Genomic DNA, 25,535 nt, shown 5'->3' on the forward strand with positions numbered 1-25,535 from the left:
GCGTTTGTAACTAGGCTTGCCACTTTTCGGCCGGCTGTCGCGTATAGTTCAAAAAGCCTTCCGAAAAGCAATACGTGCCGCTCCGCTTGTTTGTTGCAAGTGGCGGTCACTTTTGATAACGGCTGCTAATTGTCACATACATATTGTAAATAAGCTTACATATGGTAGTTTTGCATTTTTTACTGTCTTGCTCTCAATGAAATTCAAGTCTGGTTATTTAAAAGGATTATTCAAGGCCTCTCCACTGCTGTTTATATTCGGAATGTCTGCTTCCATGATTGCCTGCGAGCCCACAGGCGATGAGATTGGAGCATTGGTTCAGCCCAATCCTGATGATTTTACGGTAGGGTTTTCTGACACTGCACGGGTGCAGCTTTCCACCGTTATTACGGATTCCGTAATGACCAGATCTGCGGGCCGCATGTTAGTAGGCCGGTTTACTGATCCTTACTTTGGGAAAATACAAGCCGCGAGTTTTTTTCAGCCTGGCATAAACAATGGCCTTACAATGGGCCAAGAGGCGGTTTATGATTCCCTGGTACTATCCATGTACTACGATAACTATACATACGGGGATACAACCAAAGCGATGAATCTGAGCGTCCATAAATTGCAATCGGATATCCGCGACAAGGGTGTGTATTTTAGTACGAATAGCATTCCATTCGATGCGGCACCGCTTGGTACGGTTAAACTTGCGCCTCGGCCATTCACCAGCAAGCGACTGGTTATTCGCCTGTCCGATGTGCTGGGTAAAGATATTTTTGCAAAAGCCAAAGCCAATCTGATACCTTCCAATACGGAATGGATCAATCTGCTGAAAGGATTGGTAATAAAAGGGGCTGCGAATGATGAAGGCGCAGTTGTCGGTTTCAGGTCAGACGGTGCAACAGTTAATTTGTACTTCCATACGCCAGAGGTTGACGGTATCCGAAGAGATTCGACTGTAATACAGAACACCAACATTTTCAATCAGGTACTGAGCGACAGGACAGGCACGCAGATCGCCAACCTCCCTGTAACCAGAAGGGTATCGTATCCTACCTCTCAGACTGGCAACACCGCATTTATCCAGGCTGGGACCGGTATCATGACGCGCATTGATCTGCCGACTGTTCGCGACCTCCGGTTTCAGAAGTATATAGCAGCAAACCGGGCGTTTTTGAGAATCACTCCCAAAAGACTGTCCGTAACCAACCAGTTCAAGGCCCCGCCGGCATTATACGTTTACAGGGTTGACAGAAATAATGATTTTTATGTTCAACCTTTTGGTCCAAGTCAGATCCAGCTTCCTGTACCACTATATAGCCTGACAACTGCAAGCGTCACTCCGGTTCCGATAGCGGCCCTTTACGTTGACGATCTGGTTACTAATAAACAGTATTACCTGCTGGACATCAGTTCATATGTAACAGATTTGTTGACCAGCGAATCAGGCGACGTGGGTGCGTTGGTGTTGCGTACTTCGCAATTTAATCCAGACGCCGGCAGTACTTACCCTGCGGCAAACACCGATTTTACAAATACATTCAACCGGCTCGTTTTCGGAGATCAGCAAAGCGATGATCCCGGCGTCAAATTGGAACTGTATTATACCAGGATCACGCCTTAGCAGGCGACCTCTAATTCTTTCATAACGAGAAATGCCCCGCTGTCTTACTGTCAGCGGGGCATTGTTGTTAATAATAGTTGCATTTATATTGCCACATCCAGTTCCCTGATTTCAGCCTTGTATTTCGCAGGCAGGATCAGCGCTTTCAACAGCCCGTCCATTCCCAACTTCCTGCTGATCTGATATAATCCAAGCAACGGGTTCAGCAGAGAAAATTTCCTGAATTGCATCAGTTCAATGACCCTGGCAGGGACAACCAGGATCTGAGCCTCCGTGAGTATCTTGTAACGCACCGTACCCAGATGCTTTCGGTATTGCTTGAACAGATCATCAGTATAGTGGCTATGTGCCAGATTTTGCTGTAAATGCTCCTGACGCATTAATCGCCATTGTTCAAATGTCACCGGCAGGCCCTTCACACCCATCCGGTTCCCGACTTTGTAAAAAACACCAAATACCTCCTGCTTTTCAGCTTCTGTAAGTTTTCGTTCCAGAACCTCAAAAGAGCGGATCGAGTAGTCAATGAGCATGAACAAAACATCGCGGTAAGCCCAGTCGGGAATGCTTTGGCCGCGTTTTGCTTCTACTCCGGCGTGTATAGTAGCCATTGTGTCAATGGCGCGAAGCGCTGATTCTTCTTCTGAAAAAACAATTTTCCGGGCATAGGAAACTGTGGAGAAGAGCCGCCCTAACGGATCTGCCGGCAAACGGTTCGTAAAATACAGCCAATCCACAGCTTTGCTGAGCGCGAACTCAGCCGAGGCTCCCGCAAAAATGAAGAGGATCGTGTCACTCTTTCCCTAAATTTGTCGCACAATAGAGTGCTTTTCAACAAAATATCCCATGCCGTAACAACGCAAAATCAGTCTGTAGTATCTCACATCCGTTTGATGACGGGCCAAAAAGTTTGGTCTGGTTATTTAACCTCGCACCCGCTGCTCAGTAGCAGTGCTACTCTGGTAGCGAATATACCTTTAACGCCCGACGGGCAATAAATTAGCTATGCAAACTTCACCAGATTCTTCGTGGGCAAATGCACGTGATCAGGCCGCACTCCGTGTTTTTTTCGAAGAATACAGACACAGAGACTCCGAAGTCCAGGCATTATTGTCACTCATCCAAAATGAACCCCCGTTACAATTTGGTAGCTATCATTGGCGTGCTATTTCCGTAGATGGAATCGATTTTCAGCTCTCCGGATTGACTAACGAAGATGGTACCTGTGTACTTGCCTGGTCGCGGATCTTTGAAGCGCGGGAGATACTGTGCGTCATCAACTTACACAGGCGGAGCGAGGCTGTCGTGCATGTTACTGTTGACAATGGACTGCACCCTTCCGGTACTAAAATGCACCGCCTGCTTGGTCCGCATTCAATTCCCGGAGAATTGAATGTAGAAGACCGCAATGGAAAATCTCTCCGGCTGACGATCCCGCCACGTGCGCTGGTGATGTACGGATAACGGGTTTTTCAACTGGCACAGTTTTTACCAAAGCGGATCAATTTTCAACTAAAAACTATTTTCTTATGTTTTATCACGATGGAAAACTCCAGTATCATGTAAGGGTTGACAAGCCCAATCCCCAGTTCGCAAAACTGCTTCAACAAGCAATCGGCGGTATAGAAGGAGAAATGCGCGTTTGTATGCAGTACCTGTTTCAAGCGTGGAACAGCAGAGGACCTCAGAAATACAGAGACATGCTCCTGGAGACCGGAACAGAAGAAATAGCGCACATCGAAATGCTTGCAACTGCGGTGTGTCTGAACCTGGAAGGCTCATCAACAGCAGTGAAAGACGAGATGGTGGCAAGTAACCCAATGGTGGAAGCCGTAATGGGTGGACGCGATCCGCGTCACATTCTTTCTGCCGGACTTGGCGCGATGGCCGCTGATGCGAATGGTGTGCCGTTCAACGGATCATGGATTGTCAGCAGCGGAAACATCGCAGCCGATATGCACGCCAATGTAATGGCGGAATCAACTGGCCGCGTGCTGGCTACAAGATTATACGAAATGACTGACGATGCAGGAATGAAGGATATGCTCGCATTTCTGATTGCAAGAGATACAATGCACCAGAACCAATGGATGGCAGTATTAGAAGAACTTGGACTTGAAAAAGGGCATCCGATTCCAAACAGCTTCCCCGAGGAGCTGCAAAATCAGGATGTCGCTTACAAATTTATAACTACCCGGGTCGATGGAAATGCTACACCATCAGGTCGCTGGACCGAGGGGGCTTCCATTGATGGAAAAGGGGTATTCAGTGTGGAAGTGGGCAAGCCAGTAGGCGGAGTGCCTGTTCTTGCACCAGCTGATAAAGAAGTGCACGGACAGCTAGAACAAGGTATCAGACCTGATTCCGGTTTTCTGGATCAGGTAAAAGACTTTATAACTAGCTAGTCGAACAACCACCTTAGTTGTGTGAGTGAGTGAGTGAGTGATGCAGCCACTGATTGTGAGGGAAACCTTTACAGTCAGTGGCTTTTTTTCTTACGAGATTGATCAGCAACTATGTTTTGATATTATTTTGGCAGTCTTTTTAAAAACTCTGATGAGCTAATTATCGCGTACCGCGCAATCTGTGCAATGCATTCTACAATTATTTCCCTTCACTGCTTAATATCTTACAGTGAATGAGATGTTTTAAACAATTCTAATTTATCATTTCCTGATTTATGAAGAGGTGAAAAATCCCTTTTTTACATGTAACTTACTACAAAATCTACAAAGTAATTTTACGCTCCTCTAAAAGCATGAAGCTGCGCCTTTGCCTGTTTATTTGTGCCTTGCTGATTCAGTTAGTTCCTATACTTGCGTTTGGGCAAAGCAAACCCATTCATTTTCGTCACCTCACTACTGAAAACGGTCTCACCGATAATAATGTCAATTGTATATTTCAGGATTCAAAAGGCTTTATATGGATCGGAACGAACGGCGGGCTGAACAGATATGACGGACATGAATTCAAGATTTATCAAAATAGTGAGCGTGATCAGAACACGCTTAGCAACAATGTTGTAACAAGCATAGCGGAAGACAAGGCCGGGAATATCTGGGTAGCAACGAGTGGCGGCGGGCTGAATATGCTTGACAAGGCCCGGAAAAAGTTTAAATCATACGTTTTTGATTATAACAACAAGCAGAGTATCGCCGGGAATTTTGTCAATCGCATTGTTTTTGATCAAAATGGAAAACTGTGGCTCGCTACCACAGGCGGGCTCGACTGTTTCGATCCTGAAACCGGGTATGTACTTACCCACTACAAATTCGATCCTGCCAATCCGCAGAGTCTCAGCGCGGATAATGTCAATACTGTATTCTGTGACAAGCAAAATAACATCTGGGCAGGGACTTCCGCTGGCTTGAACCTGCTCGACAGAAAATCGCAATCATTTAAGAAGTTCACTTACGACCGGGACAATGCAGCTTCTATTTCGGGGGATGATGTGCGTGCTTTATTTCAGGATTCAAAAGGAAATATCTGGGTAGGTACATATCAGAATGGGCTTAATCTATACCAACCTGAAAATGGTACATTCCGCCGCTTTCGGCGTGATCCGGCTAATCCTGGAAGTTTGTCAAACAACAGCATTACCAGCATCAATGAGAGCGAAGACGGGATTTGGGTAGGTACCGAGAATGGCGGGTTAAACATCTTAAATACAAATAGCTGGACATTCACGACTCACCTGCATGACGAAATCGACCTGAGCAGTGTAGCAGGCAATTCTGTGGACTGCATTTACCGGGACAGTCAGAGCAACCTGTGGCTGGGTGTGTACAGCAGCGGAGTGAGTATTTATAAAAAGAGTAACGGCTTCGACCATTTTCGTCGAAATGCTTCCAAGAACAGTCTCACAAACAATGCGGTACTCTGCTTCTATGAAGATGCGGAAGAGAATATCTGGATTGGCACAGATGGGGGAGGACTGAACCTTTTCGATACCAAAACACAGAAGTTCGTAGACAATCCAATGCTGGTTGCCGCCCGGAAAGCAATTAGCAAATTTGTGCTGACCATAATACCAGATAAACAACAGAAGTTATGGATCGGTACTTGGGGGGACGGCTTTGCAGTTCTTGATCCTAAAACCGGACGGTCTGATGTGTTCAAAAGTCAGAAGAATGCAGCCAACACATTGTATTCCAACAATGTGTATGCAATTGCGCATACAGCTGACAACAGGGTGTGGCTGAGCACCTATGGCGAGGGGCTTGATGTTTTTGATCCTGCAACAAAGGTTTTCAAACATTACCTGAGTACTCCCGATGACCCAAAAACGCTTTCTGATAACACGATCAACTGTTTTCTCGTCGACAAAAAAGGTGATTTGTGGATGGGAACAGATGAAGGCCAGCTTAACCGCTACGATCCCGCTTCTGATTCCTTTACCCGATTTTCAATCTCAACAGGAGAGCACCTATTCAATGGGGCGATTAACAGCATAACGGAGGATAAAACCGGTATTTTCTGGCTTTCTACGCTCAAAGGCCTGATCCGTTTCGACCCGGTAACGCGCAAGTCGAAAAAGTATACAACTGAAAACGGGCTGATCAGTAATGCAACGCAGGCTATCGTGGAGGATGATAGCGGAATGCTGTGGATCAGCGCGGCGGGCGGGCTTTCCAGATTTGATCCGAAACGCGGCAAATTTGAGGTGTATTCTGTAGAGTATGGTTTACAAGGACGCGAATACAAGCAGAAATCAGTCTATAAAGATCGCAGGGGCAATATTTACTTTGGTGGTGTCAATGGTTTCAACAAGTTCAATCCTGCTGAGATCAGGCGCGATCACGAAACTTATCCAGTTGTTGTTACCAATTTCAGAGTATTTAACAGGAATGCAAATTCGACCGACACGGAAAATCTCACGCCGGTGATTGACGGTGAGATATCCGAAGCCAGCGAGCTTACCTTATCTCACAACCAATCCTTTATCGCGATCGATTACGCAGCGCTGGACTTCATAGCGACGCGCCGCAATTACGCTTATTGCCTGCAAGGTTTTGACAAAGAATGGAATTACGTAGGAAGCAAGAATACAGCCGTTTACACCAATCTTCCGGCTGGAGAATACCACTTTAAGGTAAAGGCGCAGAGTATTTCCGGTGAGTGGGTAATGGGCGCTCAAACACTCGTGATTAAGGTCAAACCGCCGTTCTGGGCAACCTGGTGGTTCCGTTTGTTAGGTATAATCCTCGCTGCATTCCTCATATATCTGCTATATACCTACCGCGTCAAATCCATCGTAAGGCAAAAGGCTACCTTGGAGCGGCTCGTCGAAGAACGTACAATGGTGGTTCAGCGGCAATCAGAAGAGCTGCACGCGCAGGCTGATCAGTTACAAGCCTTGAATGAAGAGCTGCAGGCGCAGTCGGAGGAATTGCGGGTTCAGGCAGAGGAGTTGTACGAGCAGCATGAAGAAGCACAGTTTGCCCGCGAGGAAGCCGAGCGCGCCAATCAGGCCAAAAGTATCTTCCTGGCGACGATGAGTCACGAAATCCGCACACCGATGAATGGTGTGATCGGGATGACGGCGCTGCTTTCTGAAACACAACTGACTGACGAACAGAAAGATTATACCAGAACAATCGCCGCCTGCGGCGAAACACTGGTGAATGTGATTAACGACATTCTCGACTTTTCGAAAATTGAAAGCGGGAAAATTGATCTCGAAGATTATGAGTTCGAGCTGCGGCCCACGATCGAAGAGATGATCGACCTTTTTGCTCTGACAGCTTCCCGGAAGGGGATTAACCTGCGCTTTGAAATTGACCCCGACCTGCCGCATTACCTGGTAGGTGATAGCCTGCGTTTAAAACAGGTACTGACGAATCTGATCAGCAATGCGGTGAAATTCACATCCTCAGGAGAGGTGACTGTACTTGCTTACCTCCATTCCGAACCGGACCGGGGACAAGTTGAGGTCGGTTTTACGGTGAAAGATACGGGTATCGGAATTCAAGAAGATAGCCTTTCCAGCTTGTTTAAGGCCTTTTCACAGGTTGATTCCTCTGTTAACCGCAAGTACGGCGGCACCGGTCTTGGACTTGCTATTTGTGAAAGATTGGTCAGGTTAATGGGTGGCGCAATCCGGGTAGAAAGTGATTACGGAAAGGGTTCGTCATTTCACTTCTACATTACAACAGGCTACACCAACAAAATGTCTGACGGGCGCAACCACCGAGCAGCGCAGCAAAGTGAATCCAAAGTGCTGGAAACCGATTTCGCCTCACAATACCCATTACGGATACTGGTAGCGGAGGACAATCAGGTGAATCAGAAATTCATTGAATATGTCCTCAATAAGCTCGGTTACGAAATTCTGATCGCGAACAATGGACTGGAAGTGCTCGCTAACCTCGCACAGCGGCAGTACGATCTGGTGTTAATGGATGTACAAATGCCGGAAATGGACGGTTTTGAGGCTACAAAGATTATCCGCCAAGAAAATCCATTGGTACCTTACATTGTTGCTTTAACAGCAAATGCAATGATCGAAGACAGGAATAAATACCTGAGTATCGGCATGAACGATTACATGGCAAAGCCTATGAAGCTTGAAGAGATCAAGGAAGTATTAAAAAAGGCTTACTCCAGAATACAGCAACCTCAACTGGATGTCTCTTCCGGTCGCGTCTAAGCGCCTATTCCCAATACTTTACTTGCTGTCGTTGCTGATCAGCTGATACAAGCTTTCAGCATAGCGATCGTATGCAATGAAAATGTCAGGCTTGACCATAAACTCCCGAGCACCCAGCCCTACGCACTTCTCCCGGGTAGATGAAACGGAAGAAGTAGAGGTAATTACCACCGGGATTTGGGGGAAATTAGCTTTCACCCCCATGATTACGTCGTAACCGTTTTTGCCCGGCATGTTCAGATCGGACAAGATCAATTCTGGCAAAGTGTCGGGGCGCGTGTTCAGCCACTCAAAGAGCTGGTCGCCATTGCTGAACTCACCAACGATATCGAAACCCTGAGACGCGTTGAATGCATCTGCCATAAAGAAGCGCTCATCCTCGTCGTTTTCGACGATAGCTAGTTTAAACTTCTTCATAATAAATTCTACAATTAATGTTTATGGGGCAATATTACAAAAAAGGTGGTACCATTTCCTTCTACTGACTCCGCCCAGATTTTCCCGTTGTGCCGCTCAACTACTTTTTTGCATATCGCAAGGCCGACGCCCGTTCCCGGGTACTCACTGGAAAAATGAAGTCTTCTGAAAATCTCAAAAACAGATTCCAGTTTGTCCCGGGGGATACCAATCCCATTGTCGGCAAAAGCGAACCTGACGTGCTCATTTTCCAATACACAACCTACTGAAATGACCGGAGCGCGATCTTTGGTAAACTTCAATGCATTTCCAAGCAAGTTCTGAAATAGCTGAACAAGCTGGACACGGTCGCCACGCACATTTTCTACGTCGGACTGCAGCGTGACCTTCGCGCCGGAAGCTTCTATTGCTTCATTCAGGTTCTGAACTGCGGCTGTAAATAGGTCGGAAACCCTTACTTCCTCTTTGATCAGATCAGACTTGCTGATATGGGAATAATGTAAAAGGTTGTCGATCAGTTCCTGCATTCTTTCGGCGGCGGCGATACCCTTTCCAATGTAGGTTTTCATGTTCTGGAACTGATCCTGCTGCGCATTCCGGGCCATCAGATGCAGGAAGCTCTTCACCGTGCGTACCGGCTCTTTCAGATCGTGCGACACAATGGCCGAGAACTGTTCCAGCTCCCTGTTGGCAGCCGATAACTCACCATTGGCAATGGACAATTCACTTGCAAGCTGCCGGTACTTGTTTCTGCTCTCCTGCAGCGCCTGCTCGCTAAGCTTCCTCTCCGTCAGGTCGCGGGTAACTTTTGAAAAGCCCGTCAGTCTGTTTTCCTGATCATAAACTGCGGTAATCACAATATTGGCCCAAAAACGGCTTCCGTCTTTTCGCAGCCGCCAACCTTCTTCTTCGTATTTGCCGACTGCGCGTGCTATCCGCAGCTCATACCTCGGCTTATCATTGATAATGTCCTCTTCGGGGTAAAATATCGAGAAATATTTACCGATTACTTCTTCGGCTGCATAGCCCTTAATGCGCCTCGCACCCTCATTCCAGCTCACGATCCGCCCTTTTTCGTCCAGCATGAAGATACCGTAATCGGCTACCTGCTCTACGAGCGAGCGGTATCTTGCCTCACTGTCTCTCAGTACCTCTTCGTCTTTCAGGCGGCTGGTAAGATCCCGCGTCACCTTCGAAAACCCGATCAGTTGATTCCGATCATTGAAGAGGGCAGTTAATACCACACTTGCCCAGAACATCGAGCCGCCTTTCTTGACACGCCAGCCTTCTTCCCGGTAAATTCCCTGCTGCCTGGCAGTCAGGAGTTCATTTTCGGCTTTGTTGGCGATCAGGTCGGCCGAAGTATAAAATATGGAGAAATGTTGTCCGATCAGCTCACTGGCAGAGTACCCGTGGATCAGCTGCACGCCTTCATTCCAGGTAAGAATGTGGCCTTCCGGATCGAGCATGAAAATAGAATAATCCTTTACAGCCTCCACCATGAGCCGGAAGCGCTCTTCGCTGGCTTTGGTTTCGAGCCAACGGTTTTTTCTTTCCGTAGTATCGCGCAGCAGCACGGTAAAGCCGGAAAGCTTGCCGGTATTATCCAGAATAGGGGAGAATGTAGCTTCGGCCCAGTAGCGTGTTTTGTCTTTCCTGCGCCTCCATCCGTCTACTACCCATTTGCCCTCCTGAGCCGCTAAATTAAGCTCGTGCTGGAATTTGATGATGTCCTCGTGATCATCATCCAGGATATGGAAAGGCTTGTTTTCAATCTCGGCAGCAGCATAGCCTGTGATCCTGCCAGCTGCCTGGTTACACGAAAGAATATGGCCTGCTGCATCCAGCAGAAATACTCCTTCGGGAAGGTGTTCAAACAAAACACGGCTGTCTGGTGTCATTTATTTTAGTGGATATAGTGTTTGCATAAAGATAAAATTCTAAGATTATTCTTAACTGGCTTCGGGGCTGGCTTCTGCTACCAAACTTTCCTGCAGGGTAAGTCTTACCCTCGTACTTTGCTGATCTGATTCCATATACAGCCCGATATCCAGCAAAGATGCAATCTCCCGTATCAATATTAACCCGATACCTGCGACCTCGATAGTCGCCGCAAATTCGCGCTCTCCATTCGAATGCCCGTTTGAATTGAACCATTGCACCAAAAGTTCCGGTACACTGCTGCCACTGTTTTCCAGTTCTATCTGGACGACATTGTTTTCGGCAGATGCATTTACCCTTATCTCGCCGTTACGTGTATATTTATTTGCATTATCGATGAGATTATGTAGCACGATCCCGAGCAAATTGGAATTGCTCATCACCGTGATTGCCGGATCAATGGCAATGTGAAGTGTGTTATTGTTTGTCCTGATAACGCCTTCAAAAAGCTCAGATTTCTCCGATACCAGCTCGGATAGGTTCACTTTATCGGATATCGCGAGTTTCTGCTGGACCGGGATCTTCGTGAACTCCAGCAGGTTTTTCACATACCCGAACATTTTCTCCAAAGACTGGTTCAGTTCTAGGCTGTACTGTGCCACGGTTTCATAATCCTTGTTTTCCAGCATCCGGCAGATCTCCTCGGAGATGATCACCAGGAAGTTGAAAGGCCCGCGGATATCATGCGTGATGGACGCAACAATGCGGGATTGGACGTAAAGCTGATGTTCCAGGTCCTTCTGCGACTTTTCCAGAGAAACAAGCGCCTGCTGGAGTGCCCGTGTGCGTTCCACCACAGCTTGTTCAAGCAACCTGTTTTCAATCCTGACACGCTCCATGGCAAGCCGCTCGTTCTCCTTCCGCTGGTGCCGCGCTTCACCGTCTCTTTTCAGGTAGTAAGCTGCCGGAATGAGGATAATACTCATCAAAATCCCCCGGCTCGACAGCATCAGTATCTTGATTCCCAATGGATTTTGCGCAGTCCGGAACGGGAAGTCTTTGAAAATGGGATTGAATGTAAAATAAAACAGGTTGGACAGCAAACAGCAGCAAAGCAGTGAGAGGATAAGTCCCTGCCAGCGTGCGTGCCTTTGCTGGATGTAATGAATGCAGTACCAGCACGTGAGGCTCATAAAAAAAATAACAATCTCAGACCCGATCAGGTTAACCGGATCAGCCCACTGACCTTCCGAAATACGCGCCGGCAATACAAAAAGCGGAATGGAGATTGCAACAATAATACCTGCCTTGTGAAGATGCTTGTTCATCAAATACTTTGGATTACCTTACTCAACTTCTCCTGCATTCACCTTCACAAACAGCTCCATTACGCTGGTAACGTTTGCCTTTTCGAAGATCCGGGCTTTGAAAGTACTTACCGTACTCCCGCTGATATTCAGCTCGTGCGCGATTTCTTTTGTCCATTTACCCTCGATAAGCAGGTACATAATTTCGCGTTCGCGGGCAGATAAACGTACGGCCGTTTTCTTTGTCTGCTGTTCCTGTTCAAGCAGCTTGCTTTGCAGATTGTCGCTGATGTATTTCTGTCCGTGCATCACAGATGAAATTGCCGACATTGTCTCCTCCTTCGAGGCTGTTTTGGACAGGTAACCGTCCGCGCCGGACTGTAGATAGCGCAGGGCATGCTGCTCCTCGTCTAGTGAAGAGCAGACCAGGATAGCGGCTGCGGGCTGTTTTTCCCTGAGGAGTGCGGGCATTTGCGTTCCCATTCCACCGGGGATATTAATGTCAAGCAGAATAAGGTCAAATGATTCCCTGCCAGTTTGTTGCATAGCTTCGTTGAAGCCATCCACTTCATGGATGCTAACTTCCTTGTCGAGCTCTTGTAGCATGAGCCTGAGGCTCATGCGTATCAACACATGATCTTCAACAATCAGCACTTTATTCATGAATAGTCCTGGCAAGTTCTGATTGCCGTTTATGCTCAATTGGAAAAGTCATAACGTAACCAGATTGAAAGTAAGTTTTCTGCACCAAAGTAGTACTAAAATGCAATTTTGCCAACAGCTATTGGAGCCGAAGGCAAAACGAATTAAATTAATTCGCTTTTAAATCATACAACTTACAGGAATATCACGCGCAGCGAAATTAAAGTGCTTCAGTAATCTGTTGATAGCGATTTGTTTTACTGATGTCTAGCGTGAATGAGCTCGGGATGCAGGTTTGCCATCGCTTGCCGCAGGTGCCGCCTCGTATGTACGATCATGAACTGCAGAATGTCCCCGACAGGCAAACGCACCCAGCTGGCAATGGAGAGTGGGATGCGCATGTGGTTTACGTCTGCGGTGCGCGCAATTCGCAGCAGCTGCAGTAAGGTTTCCTGCTGTTCCAGAAACTCGGCAACTACCTGGTGTGCGTCCATTTGCTCGGCAGGCAGGTGCTTTTTGACGGCTTTCATTTTCTTCGGGCTTTGATCCGGGTCAGTGAGCTTGATCAGGTACCTGCCCAGCCAGGAGCTTTTGTAAGTGGCAGCGGCATGGTGTGCAGCCGGTTTATTCAACTCGTTTTGCAGACGTGGCAAATAGTACTCTCCGTAGCTGTTGAGGTGCGCCAGGCATTGGGCTATACTCCATCCGCCTGTGGCCGAGGAGCGGAGCAATGTTTGTTCTTCCAGGTTCTGGAAGTGCTGTAAAGTTTCACTGATAAATAGTTCTGTTTCTTCTTCAAGCGCATTGAGCCAGGGCGCTTTTTCAATGTTCCGTGCTGACATTTTACTGCTGTTTTGTACAATGCAAAGTTGACCAGCCTGCTGTGATCCGATATTGGTATTTGCCAAGATTTCAGGATCTGACGCTGTTGATGAACTTGCTGAAATTGGTCGGATCTACACCAATGTAATTTGCCAGGTACTTATGTGCGACCAGCTGTAAAATGTGCGGACTGCGGTTCAGCAGCTTTCTGAATTTCTCCTCCGACGAATAGCACTGCAATTCCACCAGCCGCTCCATTACTCCCGACATAGCCTGCGTAATCCCTAGCCTGATCATGGTATCGATGGCGGGTCTCTGCTCCATTAAAATGTGTAAGTCGCTGTAAGGCGCTCTGAGGAATTCCGAAGGGGTTAATGTTTCAAAATAGTAGCGAGAAGGTTTTTGTAAAAACAACGAGTCGACCACGCCGCCAAATGAAGGTGAGTAGGAAAAAACGAGCGTCGATTCGCGCCCTTGTTCATCGAGATAATACACCCGCTGAACCCCACTGAGCACGAAATACAAAAAGTTCTCATTGTCCCCTGCGGAGGTGAGCAGTACTTTTCGCTTCGCTGAAAAAGGTTGCCAGATCGCCGAGAATGCTGCCCAGTCGGACTCGCTCAACGGGTGAATGGCGTCAACAACCTGGCGCAGCTGCATACGAAATCGAAATGAGTTTATCAGTCAGTAAATATAAGGCATTTGAAAAATCTCCGATTGGCAATCCGTGGAGCGGCGCGTGATCCGCTCATTGATCCAGGAATGAGCGGCGCTACTGCAACGCAAACCCGCCGTCCTTTGCAACCAGCGATTTGTCTAACGAATAGAATTGCTTTTCACCTCTGTAATCCACATCCAGAATAGCCAGTTCATAAACTCCGGGAGCGAGATCGTCTTTTCTCAAAAAGGTATTGAAGCCGGGTTTATAGTAATTGCCTGTTGTCAATATCTTTTTGCGGGCCTCGATTTTAGCATTTGCATTCATCAAATGTACGGCGCCGGTTTGAAGATCTTTTAAAACAAGAAAACGATCGCTCAGAAGCGTTTTGCGGAAAGGCTCATCGTTGCTTCCAACAAAATAATGCGTCAGCGGCTCTGGCCCATCGGCCGTCATTCTGGTCACCTTCCAATCTTCCAGGTATATTTTATCGTCCGTTTTTGAAGCTGCACCGCGCGCAAACATACTATCCAGTTCCGCCTTTTCGATCACGGGTTGTGGAGGGCGGAAAAAGCCTTTTTCGTAGCCGGGAGTTAAATAAAAATCGGCATTGCGTGTGATCGTTTTTTCGACTGAAAACATATTGTGATTGGTTTTCCAGTTGTAAACGTCTGCCAGGTAGGTCGTCTTCTTGGCTGCTACAGTTGCAGTAAAAGCATAATGTGCGTATCCCCAATAGAAAATGCTCAGTATTGTTACTGTAATTAAAACCTGTTTTTTCCTGAAAAACGAAGTATAGTTGAGCAGGAGAATGTAGCATATCACCGTAGATAATGCAGCGTAAAGTTGAAAACGGCTGGCAATCGTTGAGCCTGCCCAGGACCTGAACAAGGCGATGACCGCGCTGGTGATGAAAATGAATGCAAAAAGCGACAGCAGCTCAATGGTTCCAGGTTTTACGGAGCTCGGCTTGTTGAAATACACAGCCGCTACTTTCAATGAAAGAGCAACCATAAATCCGACAATGAAAATACCCCACACAGCAGACCACAGCTCTTTACCCGACCAAAGCGACATACTTGACCCGATAAAACCAAAGAGCGAAGAAAACATGCTGAACAGATCATTCGGCAAATGCCCGGCCTGCCCCTTTTCGTAGCCGATCAGGTAAATAGCCAGGCAGGCGATCATAGAAACAGTGGCAAGGATCGCCTTTTTGAAATCCTTCAAGCATAAAAAATAAAACACAATCGCGGGAAAGGAAAGTACTCCATTACCGTGCGTGAATGTAGCCAGGAAGCAAAAAACCATTGCAAGCCAAAACGTTACGTTGGTCCTACGGGAAGCCAGCAGAATAGCTGTTACCGTAAATGCAGTCAAAAACGAATGCTGCATTCCATTAAGCGCCCAGCCGGACACTTCGTGGAAAAGCGGCGTGAAGAAAAAGAATGGAGCCGGGATGAAATAGTAGAGCGGCAGCTTTGCTTTCCTGAACTGTATATAGAGGAAAGAGAAGATGTAAACGACATTGATAGAGACCAGTATAATATAGAACCGGAAGTTCTGGTGACCTGTGAGTGCGTACTCGATCAGCGCAATAAGCCGGATTGTGGTGGCTTTGTGATCGTTGAAGGTCAGAAACATTTGTTTGATCACCACATCAAACGCAAACCCGCCCTCGGACGCAGCTTCGATGAATTGAATGATCAGGAAATCGTCCTGGAATGGGAAATTAACTGAAAAGAAGAGGTTATATAGTAAATAGAAAACAATAACCAGGCCGATAATCAAGCCTGAAACTAAACGCGGCATACATAATTGTTAAAGAGTTCAGCCTTGCAAGTGCAAAATTCGTACCGGGCAGGTTGAGGCTTTCTCTCCCCGCGCCGGCTGGCGAGCCGCCGAAGATAGTAAATGGAATGGTAATTGTCAGGGGCGCTTTCTGCAATCAGGATCTCAGACGATCCGAGTTCTTATTTGTTTAACCAAAACATCAACACTTATGAAAAAGCCAATTTCCCCTAAAATGCACGGTATCATTGATTATGCGTTCGCAGGCGTACAGCTGCTCGGACCATCTCTCCTGGGGCTGAATAAGGAGGTACGTACTGCCTACAAGATTTTAGGAGCCGGATTTACAGGAGTTAATGCATTTACTAAAACTCCGGTGGGAATCAGTAAGAAGATTTCAATGAAAAGCCATCAAAAAGCAGACGCATTATTTCTGGCGACACTGTCGGGTTTGAGTACACTGGGTATCATTAAAAACCACAAAAAATCCCTCGCATTCCACATGGGATTTCTCGGTCTCGCGCTGATGCATTACGCGCTGACTGACTATGACGGTACGAAAAGATAGAAATTAATGATGTAAACAGGCGGACCGGAAGTTTGTCCGCCTGTTCACAGTAAAAGGAAATGCAATGCACTATTTGGCTTCTTTCACTGCATTCATGATTTCGGCCAAAGTCCCCCGGACATTCATAACCATATTGCTATTGTCGAGCATCTCGCTTTCCGATTCAACTTTGCCGGTAAACTTGTAGAGAAAGCCGGTGTCCTTTTTGTCAGTCAGGATCTTCCAGCCGCTTTTCAAGATACTGCCGTCGGTAACTTTGGCATGCATCGATACGTTTTGTGAACCTTTGGCCGGTATGCTGATCGTTTTTTCCAGAACCCCATTCATTTGCAGCGCATCTTCAATACTGAAAACGAATGCGCCATTGCTCAGTTTCAATGGAAACAGGTTTGGATTAAACACCTCAACCTCCACATCCATTCCTTTACTTTTCATGGCGAGTGCATTCAGGTCGACATTTTTCAGCTTGATTTTAGGGATCCTCAAAGCCGGTAATTTTCTGGACACGTCCATTGTAAACTTCCGCTCACCGGCAATGGGTACATCCACCTCAAAGGTCGCTGTCATCGCATAGTCTGCGCTGTCTATTTTGTTATCATCAAAATGTTTCAGTACACGCGCCATTGGCTTGGCGAGCAGCTCCATGGGAACTGTAATAGTCGAGCTGTCTGCCGATCGGATACTGATCGGTTTCTCATAAGTATCCTCAATCACTTTAATGGAATCTATATAGATCACGTAGTTGAGCCGCCTGGTGTTGATATCTACCGGCAGGGGATTGTGGATCGTGACTTTGCTTTCCATTTTAATCCGTTCCGCGTCAATATCCCGGATGTTCAGAGTGGCGATTCCCACGGTCGGCGTGACTTTGTCTGCGGCTTTTTGCTTAGCCTTATCAGAAGAAGGCGACTTCCACCACCAAATGCCTGCGCCAGCCAGAACGACCAGTACCAGCAATACGATTAACCATTTGCTAATGCGCATATATCATCAGTTTAAGTGAGGTAAATTGAAGTTTCGTTCAATTCCGTGGCATTGATAATTTTCGTGCCATTTCAATTTTGCCGCAAGTGTGAACCTTGCATTATTCCAAACCGACTGCCGACACCGCGACAGAATGGCAAAATACTGAACCTGACGTGTTGATATACATTCACTTATAAGGGGATAAAAATGCTGAAAGTAGCTCCTTTTCCCGGCTCACTTACTACTGAAATGCCGCCGCCGTGATTGGCAGCTACTCTCTCACAAATAGCAAGCCCTATCCCGGTACCTGAATACTGACTCCTGCCGTGAAGGCGCTGGAACAACTGAAATATACGGTTGGCATACTGTTGTTCGAAACCGATCCCATTGTCGGTAATATCAATCCGGTAATACAATGCGGAAGTCCGGGTGACGATTACATTCGAGGGCAATAAACCGGAAGATATCAGGTCGCTTGTGATGCTGATCACCGGCCGGGTATCCGGTTTTCTGAACTTGATCGCATTGCTGATCAGGTTGAGGAACAACTGGTTGAGCTGCATTTGGTCACCCAGGATTTTGGGCAGTTCGCCAACACGGATCATTGCTGATGTTTCAGTAATGGCCAGTTCGAGGTCACTCAGCACTTCGTTCACCACCTTTGTCAGCGATACCGTCGTGTTCATTTCATTATGCGCCGTGATGCGGGAGAATGCAAGCAGGTCTTCGATAAGCTGCGACATGCGCGAGGCTGCTGTCTGCATTCGCTGCAAGTAGGTAATGCCCTCGCCGAGTCGATCCGAATAGCGGCTGATCAGTAAGTCGGAGAACGACCTGATCTTACGTAGCGGCTCCTGCAAATCGTGCGAGGCCACATAGGCGAATTGCTGCAGATTCACATTGGATTGCTGCAGCATGTTGTTTGAGGTAGAAAGCTCCTCGTTGGTAGATATATATTCCTCATTGATGGCCGCAAGCTCTTCATTGATCGCTTCCAGCTGTTCTGTGCGTTGCTGTACAAGTTGTTCCAAGGCCAGTTTGATCTTGCGCTGTGCCGTTACATCCTGCGCTGTGCCAATCATGTAACTCGGCTTGCCGGCTTCATCATAAAGTACCCTTCCCTGTACGTGCAGGATGCGTGCGGAGCCGGTCCGTTTTTCGTCGAGGGTATATTCCCGGTCGTAGGTGCCGCTCGCGCCAGGTGCAAGCGCCCGTTCTACTGCCTCCATCACATCCTGCCTGTCGTCATCACAAATGGCAGCATACATGGTCTCGAATGTTATTTTAAGCTCATTTTTTATTCCAAACCATTCTCTTAACCGTTCCGAGCAATCGACGATACCTGTTTTCAGATCAATGGAGTAGGTGCCCAGTTCGGCCAGTTCAATGGCACCCTGAAGGAAAGCTTGGGTTTCTTCTATTTTCTTCCGGTTGACTACATGATCCGTCAGCTCAGTTGCTACAACGAGTACGCCGTAAATGTTTCCTTCCGAATCGCGCTGGGGCTGGTAGGCCAGGTTTACGTAAATTGTTTTGAGCACACCGTCGTAGCTGATATCTGCCGCCTGTTCTTTGGACAGGAAGGGGATACCCGTAGCAATTACTTCTTCCAGGAGTTTATCAAAACCCTGTCCGTTGATCTCGGGAAGTGCTTCGAGCAGCGGTTTGCCGATGATTTCCCGGGGATCCCGCCCCACAAGCTTGCCGTAAAACGGATTGGCCATGGTGTAGGTCAGGTTGTCTTTATGGATCATGGCAATCCCGATCGGCGACTGTTCGAACAATGCGAGCAGCTGCATCTGGCTTTTCTCGATCTCCTTCTCGACATTGACCCGCTCCGTTACATCTATGGCAATGTCAAGGATCGCGTATACTTTTCCCTGACTGTCGTAAACGGGCGAGTAGGTAATGTCGTAGTAATTATGCGTCATGACGCCGTGCCGCACAATATCCACCTGCGTTCCATAGCTCTGGAACGGAACTCCTGTGGTGTATACATCGTCAAGGATTTGAAGGAATGGCTGACTTGCCAGCTCCGGCATTACTTCCCGCAGTGGTACCCCGACGATATCCGGACCTTTGCCCACAACATCTATAAATGCCTGATTAGGCAGCTCCACCAGCAAGTCGCGACCAACAAACAACCCGATCGCCGCAGGAGCCGATGCAATCACAGCCCTCAGTTTCGATTCGCTTTCCTCCAATGCCCTGAGCGCAAGTACCTGTGAGGTAACATCAATCGACATATTGATGATACCGTAAATGTTGCCTTCGCTATCGAATATAGGTTTATATGTAAAGTCAAAATAGTAAGTACGCAGCTCTCCGTCCACTTCAATGTCAACCGGAGCACTTTTAGCGCTATACGGAATGCCGGTCCTCAGAATGTCACTCAGTATATCAAGAAAGGGTTGACCGATCAGCTCAGGTACTGCCTCCCGCAGCGGTTTGCCTATCACATTTTCGTCTTTGCCCCAGTTATCAATCATTGGCTGGTTGGCAAGTTCAATCACCATATCCTTACCCACGAACAAGCAGGTAGCCACGGGTGCCTGATCTATCAGCGCTTTGAATTTGGCTTCGCTTGCTTCCAGCTTTTTCCGGGTCTGGTACTGCCGTGTGACTTCATGGGCCATAACCATGATACCGTCCACATCGCCAGTTGCGGTGCTGACGGGAGTATACACGAAGTCAAAATACAAGTCTTCAAGCTGTCCGTTCCGTTGCAGCCGGGCAGGTACTCCGTTCCCGATGTATGGTATTCCTGTATTGTAAACGTTCCGTAGAAGTTCTATAAAACCCTGATCCCTGATTTCCGGTAAAGCTTCTGCCAGCTTCATACCTGTGATGGATGCATCTTTTCCCCAAACCTCAAAGATCCTTTCGTTGCCCAGCTCGATCACGAGATCGGTGCCTTTGAGCAGCCCCAGAGCCATAGGTGCATGTTCCACAATGGTCTGGAAACTTCTGGAGTGCTGCTGATGCTGACTGAGTTCCCGCCGGTTCTCAACTTCCTGGGTAATATCAATGAAGGTGCCCAGCGCCCGAAGAGTTCCGGATGCTGCCCCATTCTGCAAACTACCCTTGCAAAGCAGCCAGCGTTCTTTTTCCGGATCACCCGCGTTTATACGCAATTCCGTCGAAAAGAATGCAGGTAAATCCCGGCTTCCCTTGCGCAATACTTGCTGGGAGAATGCGTCACGGTCATCGGCGTCTATTTGCGTCAACAGCTCGCTCAGATCGACGATGTCATTGCCTTCAAAGGAAAAAAGCTTTTTGGTCCTGTTGCACCAGCGTACCTGATTTGACCCTAAGTCCAGCTCCCAGGTCCCTACGCCTGCGGATTCCAGAGCTAGTTCAAGTCGTTGTATTTCTAAGGCGTTATCAGTATTGAAAGGCTTGGAAGCAGTAGTCATGTACTCGATTTTCAAGGCATTTAGTAAACCAGTAAATAGCGGACATTTGCCACTTTCCGACTGGCAGGAAAACATTGTGCCACAATGGTAGGATTACCACGGGCCGGGCGCGAAAATCCGGAACAGTTTATTAAAAGGCCACTGTCAGAACTTGCCCGAAAGGTCGGCGAGGATACGGGTGCAGTTTTCCCTTGTAAGTGGTTTGGAAAGGAAGCCTATTACCTGGCTGTACGCAGTGCCGGGCATTGCCACCCGACTTTCAGTGGCTGAGCTGACCAGCAATATGCTCGTCTGCTCCGAGTAGGGGCGGGTTTGTAATGTTTCCAGGAATTCCCAGCCGTTCATAACGGGCATGTTAATGTCTAGCAGCGCATAGTATGCTGTTTCGGGTTCGCAGCTGTCCATGAACTCAATGGCGTCTCTGCCATTGTTCAGGGTGTGTACATTGGCGGTGATGCCCGCTTTTTTCAACAAGGTTTTGTGAAGAAAAAGTACAACAGGGTCATCATCAATTAGTAGGACCTTAATTTCTCGGCTCATGCGTCGTTTCTGCTGTATGTACAATTTCACGTATAACTTTGTCAAGCTCACAGGCCGACCGGTACACATGGTCCAGCAGTTCCTGTGGGGTTAGCTCCTCGTACTCCCCGTCTTTGAGCAATGCAACCAGTCCCATTATCCTGGCCAGGGGCGCACGCACCACGTGTGATTGTGTCCAGGCAATGCGTGTTAGCGTCTCGTTTTGCTGGTGTATCCGCTGCAAATTTTTCCGGTATGCAGTTGCGTCTTTTACATGTCCGATCGCGCGGACTGCAATTCCCTCCTCATTTCTTAGGAAAATAATCCTGTGCTCTACCACTGCAATGCAGCCGTCGGCTTTTGTATAACCGTATTCAATATCGATCATTTCCTTTGCAGGATCGTTCTTCGCCTCATTTACCTGCTGTATCACGCGCTCTTTGTCGTGTGCGCAAATGTGAACAGACCATACGGAAGGGTCAGGGGACGAAAATTTGTAGCCGAAAATCTCCGTAAGCCCTTCTCCCCAGTCGACTGTGCCCTGCGTAATATCCCAGTCATAAACCGCCTGGTTTGCAGCTTTCATTAACAGCTTATAGCGGTCGTTGCTCGTTTTCAGCGCATTGGATTTGTTGAGCAGGTCGGTGATCTCGGTGGAATTGATAACAATACCGCCGACTGCTTCCTCGTGTGTCAGGTTGGTCGCCATTGTGGAAATCCAGCGCCAGCTTCCATTCACATCAGGGAATCTGTAAGGATCAATCTTGGTCTTTTCGCCAGGCAGCAGCGATTGCACCTGGCTGGTAACGCGCGCTTTGTCTGCGGGGTGAATATAGTCGAACAGATTGGTGCCGACCAGCTTATCAGCAGCAAAGCCTAGCACAGGCAAAATGCTGTCAGCTACAAAAATGCATTTGCCTGACTTCTCCATGATACCAACAAGATCGGCACCTTCCTGGGCCAGGGCTTTATAGCGTTTCTCACTGATGCGCAGCTGATTTTGCTGGCGTACGCGTTCGGTAGTATCCCGGATAATCCCATTCACTAAAATGGGCCGCCCGTCTTCATCACATTCGAGATGGAGGCGCTGAAACACCCAGCGTATCTCCCCGTTTTCGGTCACAATGCGGTGTTCGTAATCTGCTATCCCTGTTTCGGCGAGTGTTTGGAAAGCTTCCTCATCAAGCAGATGGCGGTCGTCGGGATGGAAGCACAGGCGAACGTTCTCGTAGCTAGGCACAAAAGTGGAGGGGTCTCGGCCGTAAATCGCATACATTTTCTCAGACCAATCGGAAATATCGTCGCCCATTTTCCTACTCCAATAACCGAGCTTTGCGATCACCTGCGCATCATGCAGCTTTTTTGTGGCTGCTTCAACTTCCTTCTGGGCGGCGAGCGTGGCAGTAACGTCGGCGGCAAGGATCAGTTCGGCATTTCTTCCTGCATACAGGATCCGGCTTCCCCAAACCTGGACACTGATTACTTCCCCTGTCTTTTTACGATGCTTGTAAATGCCGGTTGTAAAGTGTTTGTCGTCACTTTTAAGCTTTTCAATGGCTTTTTCCAGAACCGGAATGTGTTCGGGCGGGCGCAAATCTTTGATTGTCAGGCTTAAAAATTCTTCTTTGCTGTATCCATAGTGCAGGAGCGCAGCTTCATTGACATTCAGAACCTGGTAGGTATCAATGTCATACACCCACATAGGCAGGGGATTCAACTCAAAGAGTACTTTGTAATTTCCATCAAACTCAATAAAATCCTCCTGCTGTTTGCCCGGACCACTCTCGAAAATCATTCTCCATTATAAGTTATGCACTTCAACAAGGCTTAAATATAGAATGGTAATCGAGATTTGTAGCTTAATTGTAGAATTATTTGAGTAAAAAAGATAACGTAAGCACAATGTCTGCTGATGCGCACGGTGGAAGGTTTGCAAACCCGCTATGCCGCTCCTTTACATTTTCCCCGGATTTTGTTATATTTGTTCAAATCAAGCGGTTTGCTGACTAGGAAATTGAAGTCAGCTCTTCTATAAACACCTCTGCCGAAACGCCGGCGGATTTAAAAGCTGAATTTTGAATTTCGACGAATTTGAACTCCACGAGGACGTGATAAACGCCGTGGAATCTATGAACTACAAACAAGCCACACCCATTCAGGAGCAGGCTATCCCGTATATTCTTGAAGGAAAAGACCTGCTTGCCTGCGCGCAGACAGGTACCGGTAAAACGGCCGCTTACCTGATCCCGATATTGGACAAAGTGGCGCACGAATCCAATGTACATACCGGCGCATTGATCTTGGTACCCACCAGGGAGCTCGCTGTGCAGATCGACCAGCAGATCCAGGGTTTAGGATATTTCGTCGGAGCGACCAGCATTGCGGTTTACGGTGGAAATAAGGGTCCGGAATGGGATCAGCAGAAAAAGGCACTGACACAAGGCGCAGATATCATTATCGCAACACCCGGCCGTCTGATCGCCCACTTGCAGCTTGGTTATGTGAGTTTTAGTGACATCAAACACCTCGTGCTAGATGAGGCCGACAGGATGCTGGATATGGGTTTTCTTTCGGATATCCTCAAAATCATGAGCTACCTGCCTGCCAAGCGCCAAACGCTCATGTTTTCTGCGACGATGCCTCCCAAGATCAATGAGCTTGCCAAGAGGATCCTGCAACAACCAGAGGAAATTAGACTGGCAGTATCGCGCCCCGCCGATCGCATTGACCAGCAGTTTTACCTTACGAATGATGAACAGAAACTGCCGCTTCTGATCCACCTGCTCAGTGAGGTACAGAGTACGAGCATGGTACTATTCACCTCGCGGAAATCAACGGTTGAACCTATTGTAAGGTCGCTGCGGAAGCTGGGAATGGAAGCGCACGGTATCTCTTCTGATTCCGAACAGGCTGACAGGGAGATTGTTCTTAGAAATTTCAAGAACAGGCAGTTCCCGGTACTCGTTGCCACCGACGTGCTTTCGCGTGGGATCGACATTGATAACCTGAGCCACGTGGTCAATTATGATGTGCCGCGGGACCCGGAGGATTATGTACACCGTATCGGACGTACTGCACGGGCAGAGTCGAAGGGAACAGCAATTACCTTTATCAATGAGCAGGACCAGAAATATGTACTGAAAATTGAGCGGCTTTTTGAAAAGGAATTAGAGAAGAAATCCGTTACAAAAGAGCTGGGCCTGGGTGAAGCTCCTGCATTTGAACCCAAAAAGCACAGAGCGCCTGCCGCGGGTGGTAGAAAACGGCCGTCGGGCAGCAAGGAGGGATCCGGAAAAGCAGCCGGCAGACCAAAGCGACGCAAACCTAAAAAAGAACATAATAACCCCTCTCAGGCATAAGCTGTTTACAGCGTTCGTCAGACGTTAAGCGACAGAGAAAATGCAGTTCTGTGATTATACCAGTGTTCCTTATAATGAAAACAATGATATAAGCGCAGGTTGCTAATTTTCCCTTTCATTTGTCTTGCTTTATAGTCGACAGCATGAACTTAAATTAAGTACGTTTGGACCGTTTAATAGATTGGATAAGAAATTACAAGTTTAGCGTTTCCGATCCTCCCATTATTACAATGGAGGGTCTGTTTTCGCTGCTGCTGCTGCTGGTTTTGAGCCTGGCCGCCGTATTTTTCCACCTGATCCGTATCCTTTTCAACGCGCCGGTTGATTTTTCAATGGACTGGAACCTGTTTCTGAGCTGGATTCCACTTTTGATTGCCTTTGTCGCCGACAGCCTTACCAAAAGATATACTGAAATACCCGTCGGGCTCTCGCTTCTGAGTGTTATGTGGCTGGCATTTTTCCCGAATGCGCCTTATATGATCACGGATCTCGCGCATTTAACTGTTGACTATCAGCGGGACCTCACCTGGCACGATACCATTATGCTGTTTTTCTATGCGGAGGTAAGCCTGTTCAACGGGCTAGTTTCGTTGTACTGGATTCACCGGGCGTGGCGCAGGGTTTTCGAAAAGCGAGCAGCTAACATTATGTTGCTCGTCTGCCTTCCGCTGGCAGGCTTTGGTGTGTACCTGGGCAGGGTGAGGAGAATGAACAGCTGGGATATCATCCACGAACCTGGCCTGATTGTCACCAACCTGATCGAGAGCATTATGGACCGTACTGCCATGGTATTCAGCTTTGAGATCGGCTTGCTGCTCGGGATCTTATACCTTGTACTCTGGGGAATTATCCGTTTCAGGATCAGATATAGTAAGAAAAACCAGTGACTTTCGAATTTATCCGCACCAAGAAAACCTGTTTGTATTGAGAT

The 25,535-nt window shown here is 47.7% G+C and carries 19 protein-coding genes; 7 read left to right on the plus strand and 12 right to left on the minus strand.

Annotation, left to right across the window (positions count from 1 at the left end; translation table 11 throughout):
• Positions 1 to 196 precede the first annotated feature (196 nt).
• On the plus strand, positions 197 to 1,612 hold the full coding sequence (locus tag Q369_RS0109975; protein WP_031527665.1) for a DUF4270 family protein: 1,416 nt from the start codon (positions 197 to 199) through the stop codon (positions 1,610 to 1,612).
• Positions 1,613 to 1,695: 83 nt separating this feature from the next.
• Here the strand turns inward: Q369_RS0109975 and Q369_RS27615 are convergent, their stop codons facing one another.
• A complete protein-coding gene (locus Q369_RS27615) occupies positions 1,696 to 2,346 on the minus strand; it encodes an oxygenase MpaB family protein (RefSeq protein WP_310588976.1) in 651 nt (216 codons plus the stop codon).
• A 268-nt stretch (positions 2,347 to 2,614) separates the two neighbouring features.
• Between Q369_RS27615 and Q369_RS0109985 the strand changes: the two genes are divergently transcribed.
• The 3 genes from Q369_RS0109985 (at position 2,615) to Q369_RS0109995 (ending at position 8,258) form a co-directional block, all read left to right on the plus strand.
• The gene (locus Q369_RS0109985; protein WP_031527666.1) at positions 2,615 to 3,073 is read left to right on the plus strand and encodes a hypothetical protein; all 459 of its coding nucleotides are present in this window, start codon (positions 2,615 to 2,617) and stop codon (positions 3,071 to 3,073) included.
• A gap of 65 nt (positions 3,074 to 3,138) precedes the next feature.
• Entirely contained in the window at positions 3,139 to 4,014 is an 876-nt protein-coding gene (locus Q369_RS0109990) for a manganese catalase (RefSeq protein WP_031527667.1), read from the plus strand.
• A gap of 386 nt (positions 4,015 to 4,400) precedes the next feature.
• Positions 4,401 to 8,258, plus strand: a complete 3,858-nt coding sequence (locus tag Q369_RS0109995; protein WP_169739245.1) for a hybrid sensor histidine kinase/response regulator — start codon at positions 4,401 to 4,403, stop codon at positions 8,256 to 8,258.
• Positions 8,259 to 8,276: 18 nt separating this feature from the next.
• On the opposite strand, the gene Q369_RS0110000 is transcribed toward Q369_RS0109995, so the two are convergent.
• From Q369_RS0110000 to Q369_RS0110030, 7 genes are all read right to left on the minus strand, one after another.
• Positions 8,277 to 8,675 carry a response regulator transcription factor gene (locus Q369_RS0110000; protein ID WP_031527669.1) on the minus strand — a complete coding sequence of 133 codons (399 nt, stop codon included), beginning with the start codon at positions 8,673 to 8,675 and terminating at the stop codon, positions 8,277 to 8,279.
• 14 nt (positions 8,676 to 8,689) lie between these two features.
• Entirely contained in the window at positions 8,690 to 10,576 is a 1,887-nt protein-coding gene (locus Q369_RS0110005) for a PAS domain S-box protein (protein ID WP_084165698.1), read from the minus strand.
• Between the two features lie 51 nt (positions 10,577 to 10,627).
• Positions 10,628 to 11,884: a sensor histidine kinase gene (locus Q369_RS0110010; protein ID WP_031527671.1), complete on the minus strand. Its 1,257-nt coding sequence runs from the start codon at positions 11,882 to 11,884 to the stop codon at positions 10,628 to 10,630.
• 18 nt (positions 11,885 to 11,902) lie between these two features.
• Positions 11,903 to 12,526: a response regulator gene (locus Q369_RS0110015; RefSeq protein WP_031527672.1), complete on the minus strand. Its 624-nt coding sequence runs from the start codon at positions 12,524 to 12,526 to the stop codon at positions 11,903 to 11,905.
• 236 nt (positions 12,527 to 12,762) lie between these two features.
• Entirely contained in the window at positions 12,763 to 13,347 is a 585-nt protein-coding gene (locus Q369_RS0110020; protein ID WP_031527673.1) for a DinB family protein, read from the minus strand.
• 70 nt (positions 13,348 to 13,417) lie between these two features.
• Positions 13,418 to 13,987, minus strand: a complete 570-nt coding sequence (locus Q369_RS0110025; RefSeq protein WP_031527674.1) for a Crp/Fnr family transcriptional regulator — start codon at positions 13,985 to 13,987, stop codon at positions 13,418 to 13,420.
• Between the two features lie 112 nt (positions 13,988 to 14,099).
• Positions 14,100 to 15,797 (minus strand): hypothetical protein, encoded by a 1,698-nt coding sequence (locus Q369_RS0110030; RefSeq protein WP_031527675.1) that lies wholly within the window; start codon positions 15,795 to 15,797, stop codon positions 14,100 to 14,102.
• 190 nt (positions 15,798 to 15,987) lie between these two features.
• Between Q369_RS0110030 and Q369_RS28310 the strand changes: the two genes are divergently transcribed.
• Positions 15,988 to 16,344, plus strand: a complete 357-nt coding sequence (locus Q369_RS28310; protein ID WP_051663993.1) for a hypothetical protein — start codon at positions 15,988 to 15,990, stop codon at positions 16,342 to 16,344.
• 69 nt (positions 16,345 to 16,413) lie between these two features.
• Here the strand turns inward: Q369_RS28310 and Q369_RS0110040 are convergent, their stop codons facing one another.
• The 4 genes from Q369_RS0110040 to Q369_RS0110055 form a co-directional block, all read right to left on the minus strand.
• Entirely contained in the window at positions 16,414 to 17,328 is a 915-nt protein-coding gene (locus Q369_RS0110040; protein ID WP_031527677.1) for an LEA/WHy family protein, read from the minus strand.
• A 173-nt stretch (positions 17,329 to 17,501) separates the two neighbouring features.
• The gene (locus Q369_RS28315) at positions 17,502 to 20,741 is read right to left on the minus strand and encodes a PAS domain-containing protein (protein WP_169739246.1); all 3,240 of its coding nucleotides are present in this window, start codon (positions 20,739 to 20,741) and stop codon (positions 17,502 to 17,504) included.
• Positions 20,742 to 20,870: 129 nt separating this feature from the next.
• Complete coding sequence (locus tag Q369_RS0110050) at positions 20,871 to 21,266, minus strand: response regulator (RefSeq protein WP_031527679.1); 396 nt, start codon at positions 21,264 to 21,266, stop codon at positions 20,871 to 20,873.
• Complete coding sequence (locus Q369_RS0110055; protein ID WP_031527680.1) at positions 21,250 to 23,040, minus strand: PAS domain-containing protein; 1,791 nt, start codon at positions 23,038 to 23,040, stop codon at positions 21,250 to 21,252. The genes Q369_RS0110050 and Q369_RS0110055 overlap by 17 nt, the downstream gene beginning before the upstream one ends.
• Before the next feature lie 334 nt (positions 23,041 to 23,374).
• Here Q369_RS0110055 and Q369_RS0110060 point away from each other — a divergent pair, with 334 nt between their 5' ends.
• On the plus strand, positions 23,375 to 24,604 hold the full coding sequence (locus tag Q369_RS0110060; RefSeq protein ID WP_310588977.1) for a DEAD/DEAH box helicase: 1,230 nt from the start codon (positions 23,375 to 23,377) through the stop codon (positions 24,602 to 24,604).
• A 164-nt stretch (positions 24,605 to 24,768) separates the two neighbouring features.
• A complete protein-coding gene (locus Q369_RS0110065) occupies positions 24,769 to 25,491 on the plus strand; it encodes a DUF1361 domain-containing protein (RefSeq protein ID WP_229206790.1) in 723 nt (240 codons plus the stop codon).
• Positions 25,492 to 25,535 lie beyond the last annotated feature (44 nt).

The organism is Dyadobacter crusticola DSM 16708 (genome assembly GCF_000701505.1).
Classification (GTDB): domain Bacteria; phylum Bacteroidota; class Bacteroidia; order Cytophagales; family Spirosomataceae; genus Dyadobacter; species Dyadobacter crusticola.

Bases quoted from the DNA above. Each gene is read 5' to 3' on its own strand.
- Q369_RS0109975 (WP_031527665.1), top strand. From the start codon at position 197: ATGAAATTCAAGTCTGGTTATTTAAAAGGATTATTCAAGGCCTCTCCA.
- Q369_RS0109985 (WP_031527666.1), top strand. From the start codon at position 2,615: ATGCAAACTTCACCAGATTCTTCGTGGGCAAATGCACGTGATCAGGCC.
- Q369_RS0109990 (WP_031527667.1), top strand. From the start codon at position 3,139: ATGTTTTATCACGATGGAAAACTCCAGTATCATGTAAGGGTTGACAAG.
- Q369_RS0110000 (WP_031527669.1), bottom strand. From the start codon at position 8,675: ATGAAGAAGTTTAAACTAGCTATCGTCGAAAACGACGAGGATGAGCGC.
- Q369_RS0110005 (WP_084165698.1), bottom strand. From the start codon at position 10,576: ATGACACCAGACAGCCGTGTTTTGTTTGAACACCTTCCCGAAGGAGTA.
- Q369_RS0110010 (WP_031527671.1), bottom strand. From the start codon at position 11,884: ATGAACAAGCATCTTCACAAGGCAGGTATTATTGTTGCAATCTCCATT.
- Q369_RS0110015 (WP_031527672.1), bottom strand. From the start codon at position 12,526: ATGAATAAAGTGCTGATTGTTGAAGATCATGTGTTGATACGCATGAGC.
- Q369_RS0110020 (WP_031527673.1), bottom strand. From the start codon at position 13,347: ATGTCAGCACGGAACATTGAAAAAGCGCCCTGGCTCAATGCGCTTGAA.
- Q369_RS0110025 (WP_031527674.1), bottom strand. From the start codon at position 13,987: ATGCAGCTGCGCCAGGTTGTTGACGCCATTCACCCGTTGAGCGAGTCC.
- Q369_RS0110030 (WP_031527675.1), bottom strand. From the start codon at position 15,797: ATGCCGCGTTTAGTTTCAGGCTTGATTATCGGCCTGGTTATTGTTTTC.
- Q369_RS28310 (WP_051663993.1), top strand. From the start codon at position 15,988: ATGAAAAAGCCAATTTCCCCTAAAATGCACGGTATCATTGATTATGCG.
- Q369_RS0110040 (WP_031527677.1), bottom strand. From the start codon at position 17,328: ATGCGCATTAGCAAATGGTTAATCGTATTGCTGGTACTGGTCGTTCTG.
- Q369_RS0110050 (WP_031527679.1), bottom strand. From the start codon at position 21,266: ATGAGCCGAGAAATTAAGGTCCTACTAATTGATGATGACCCTGTTGTA.
- Q369_RS0110055 (WP_031527680.1), bottom strand. From the start codon at position 23,040: ATGATTTTCGAGAGTGGTCCGGGCAAACAGCAGGAGGATTTTATTGAG.
- Q369_RS0110060 (WP_310588977.1), top strand. From the start codon at position 23,375: ATGAACTACAAACAAGCCACACCCATTCAGGAGCAGGCTATCCCGTAT.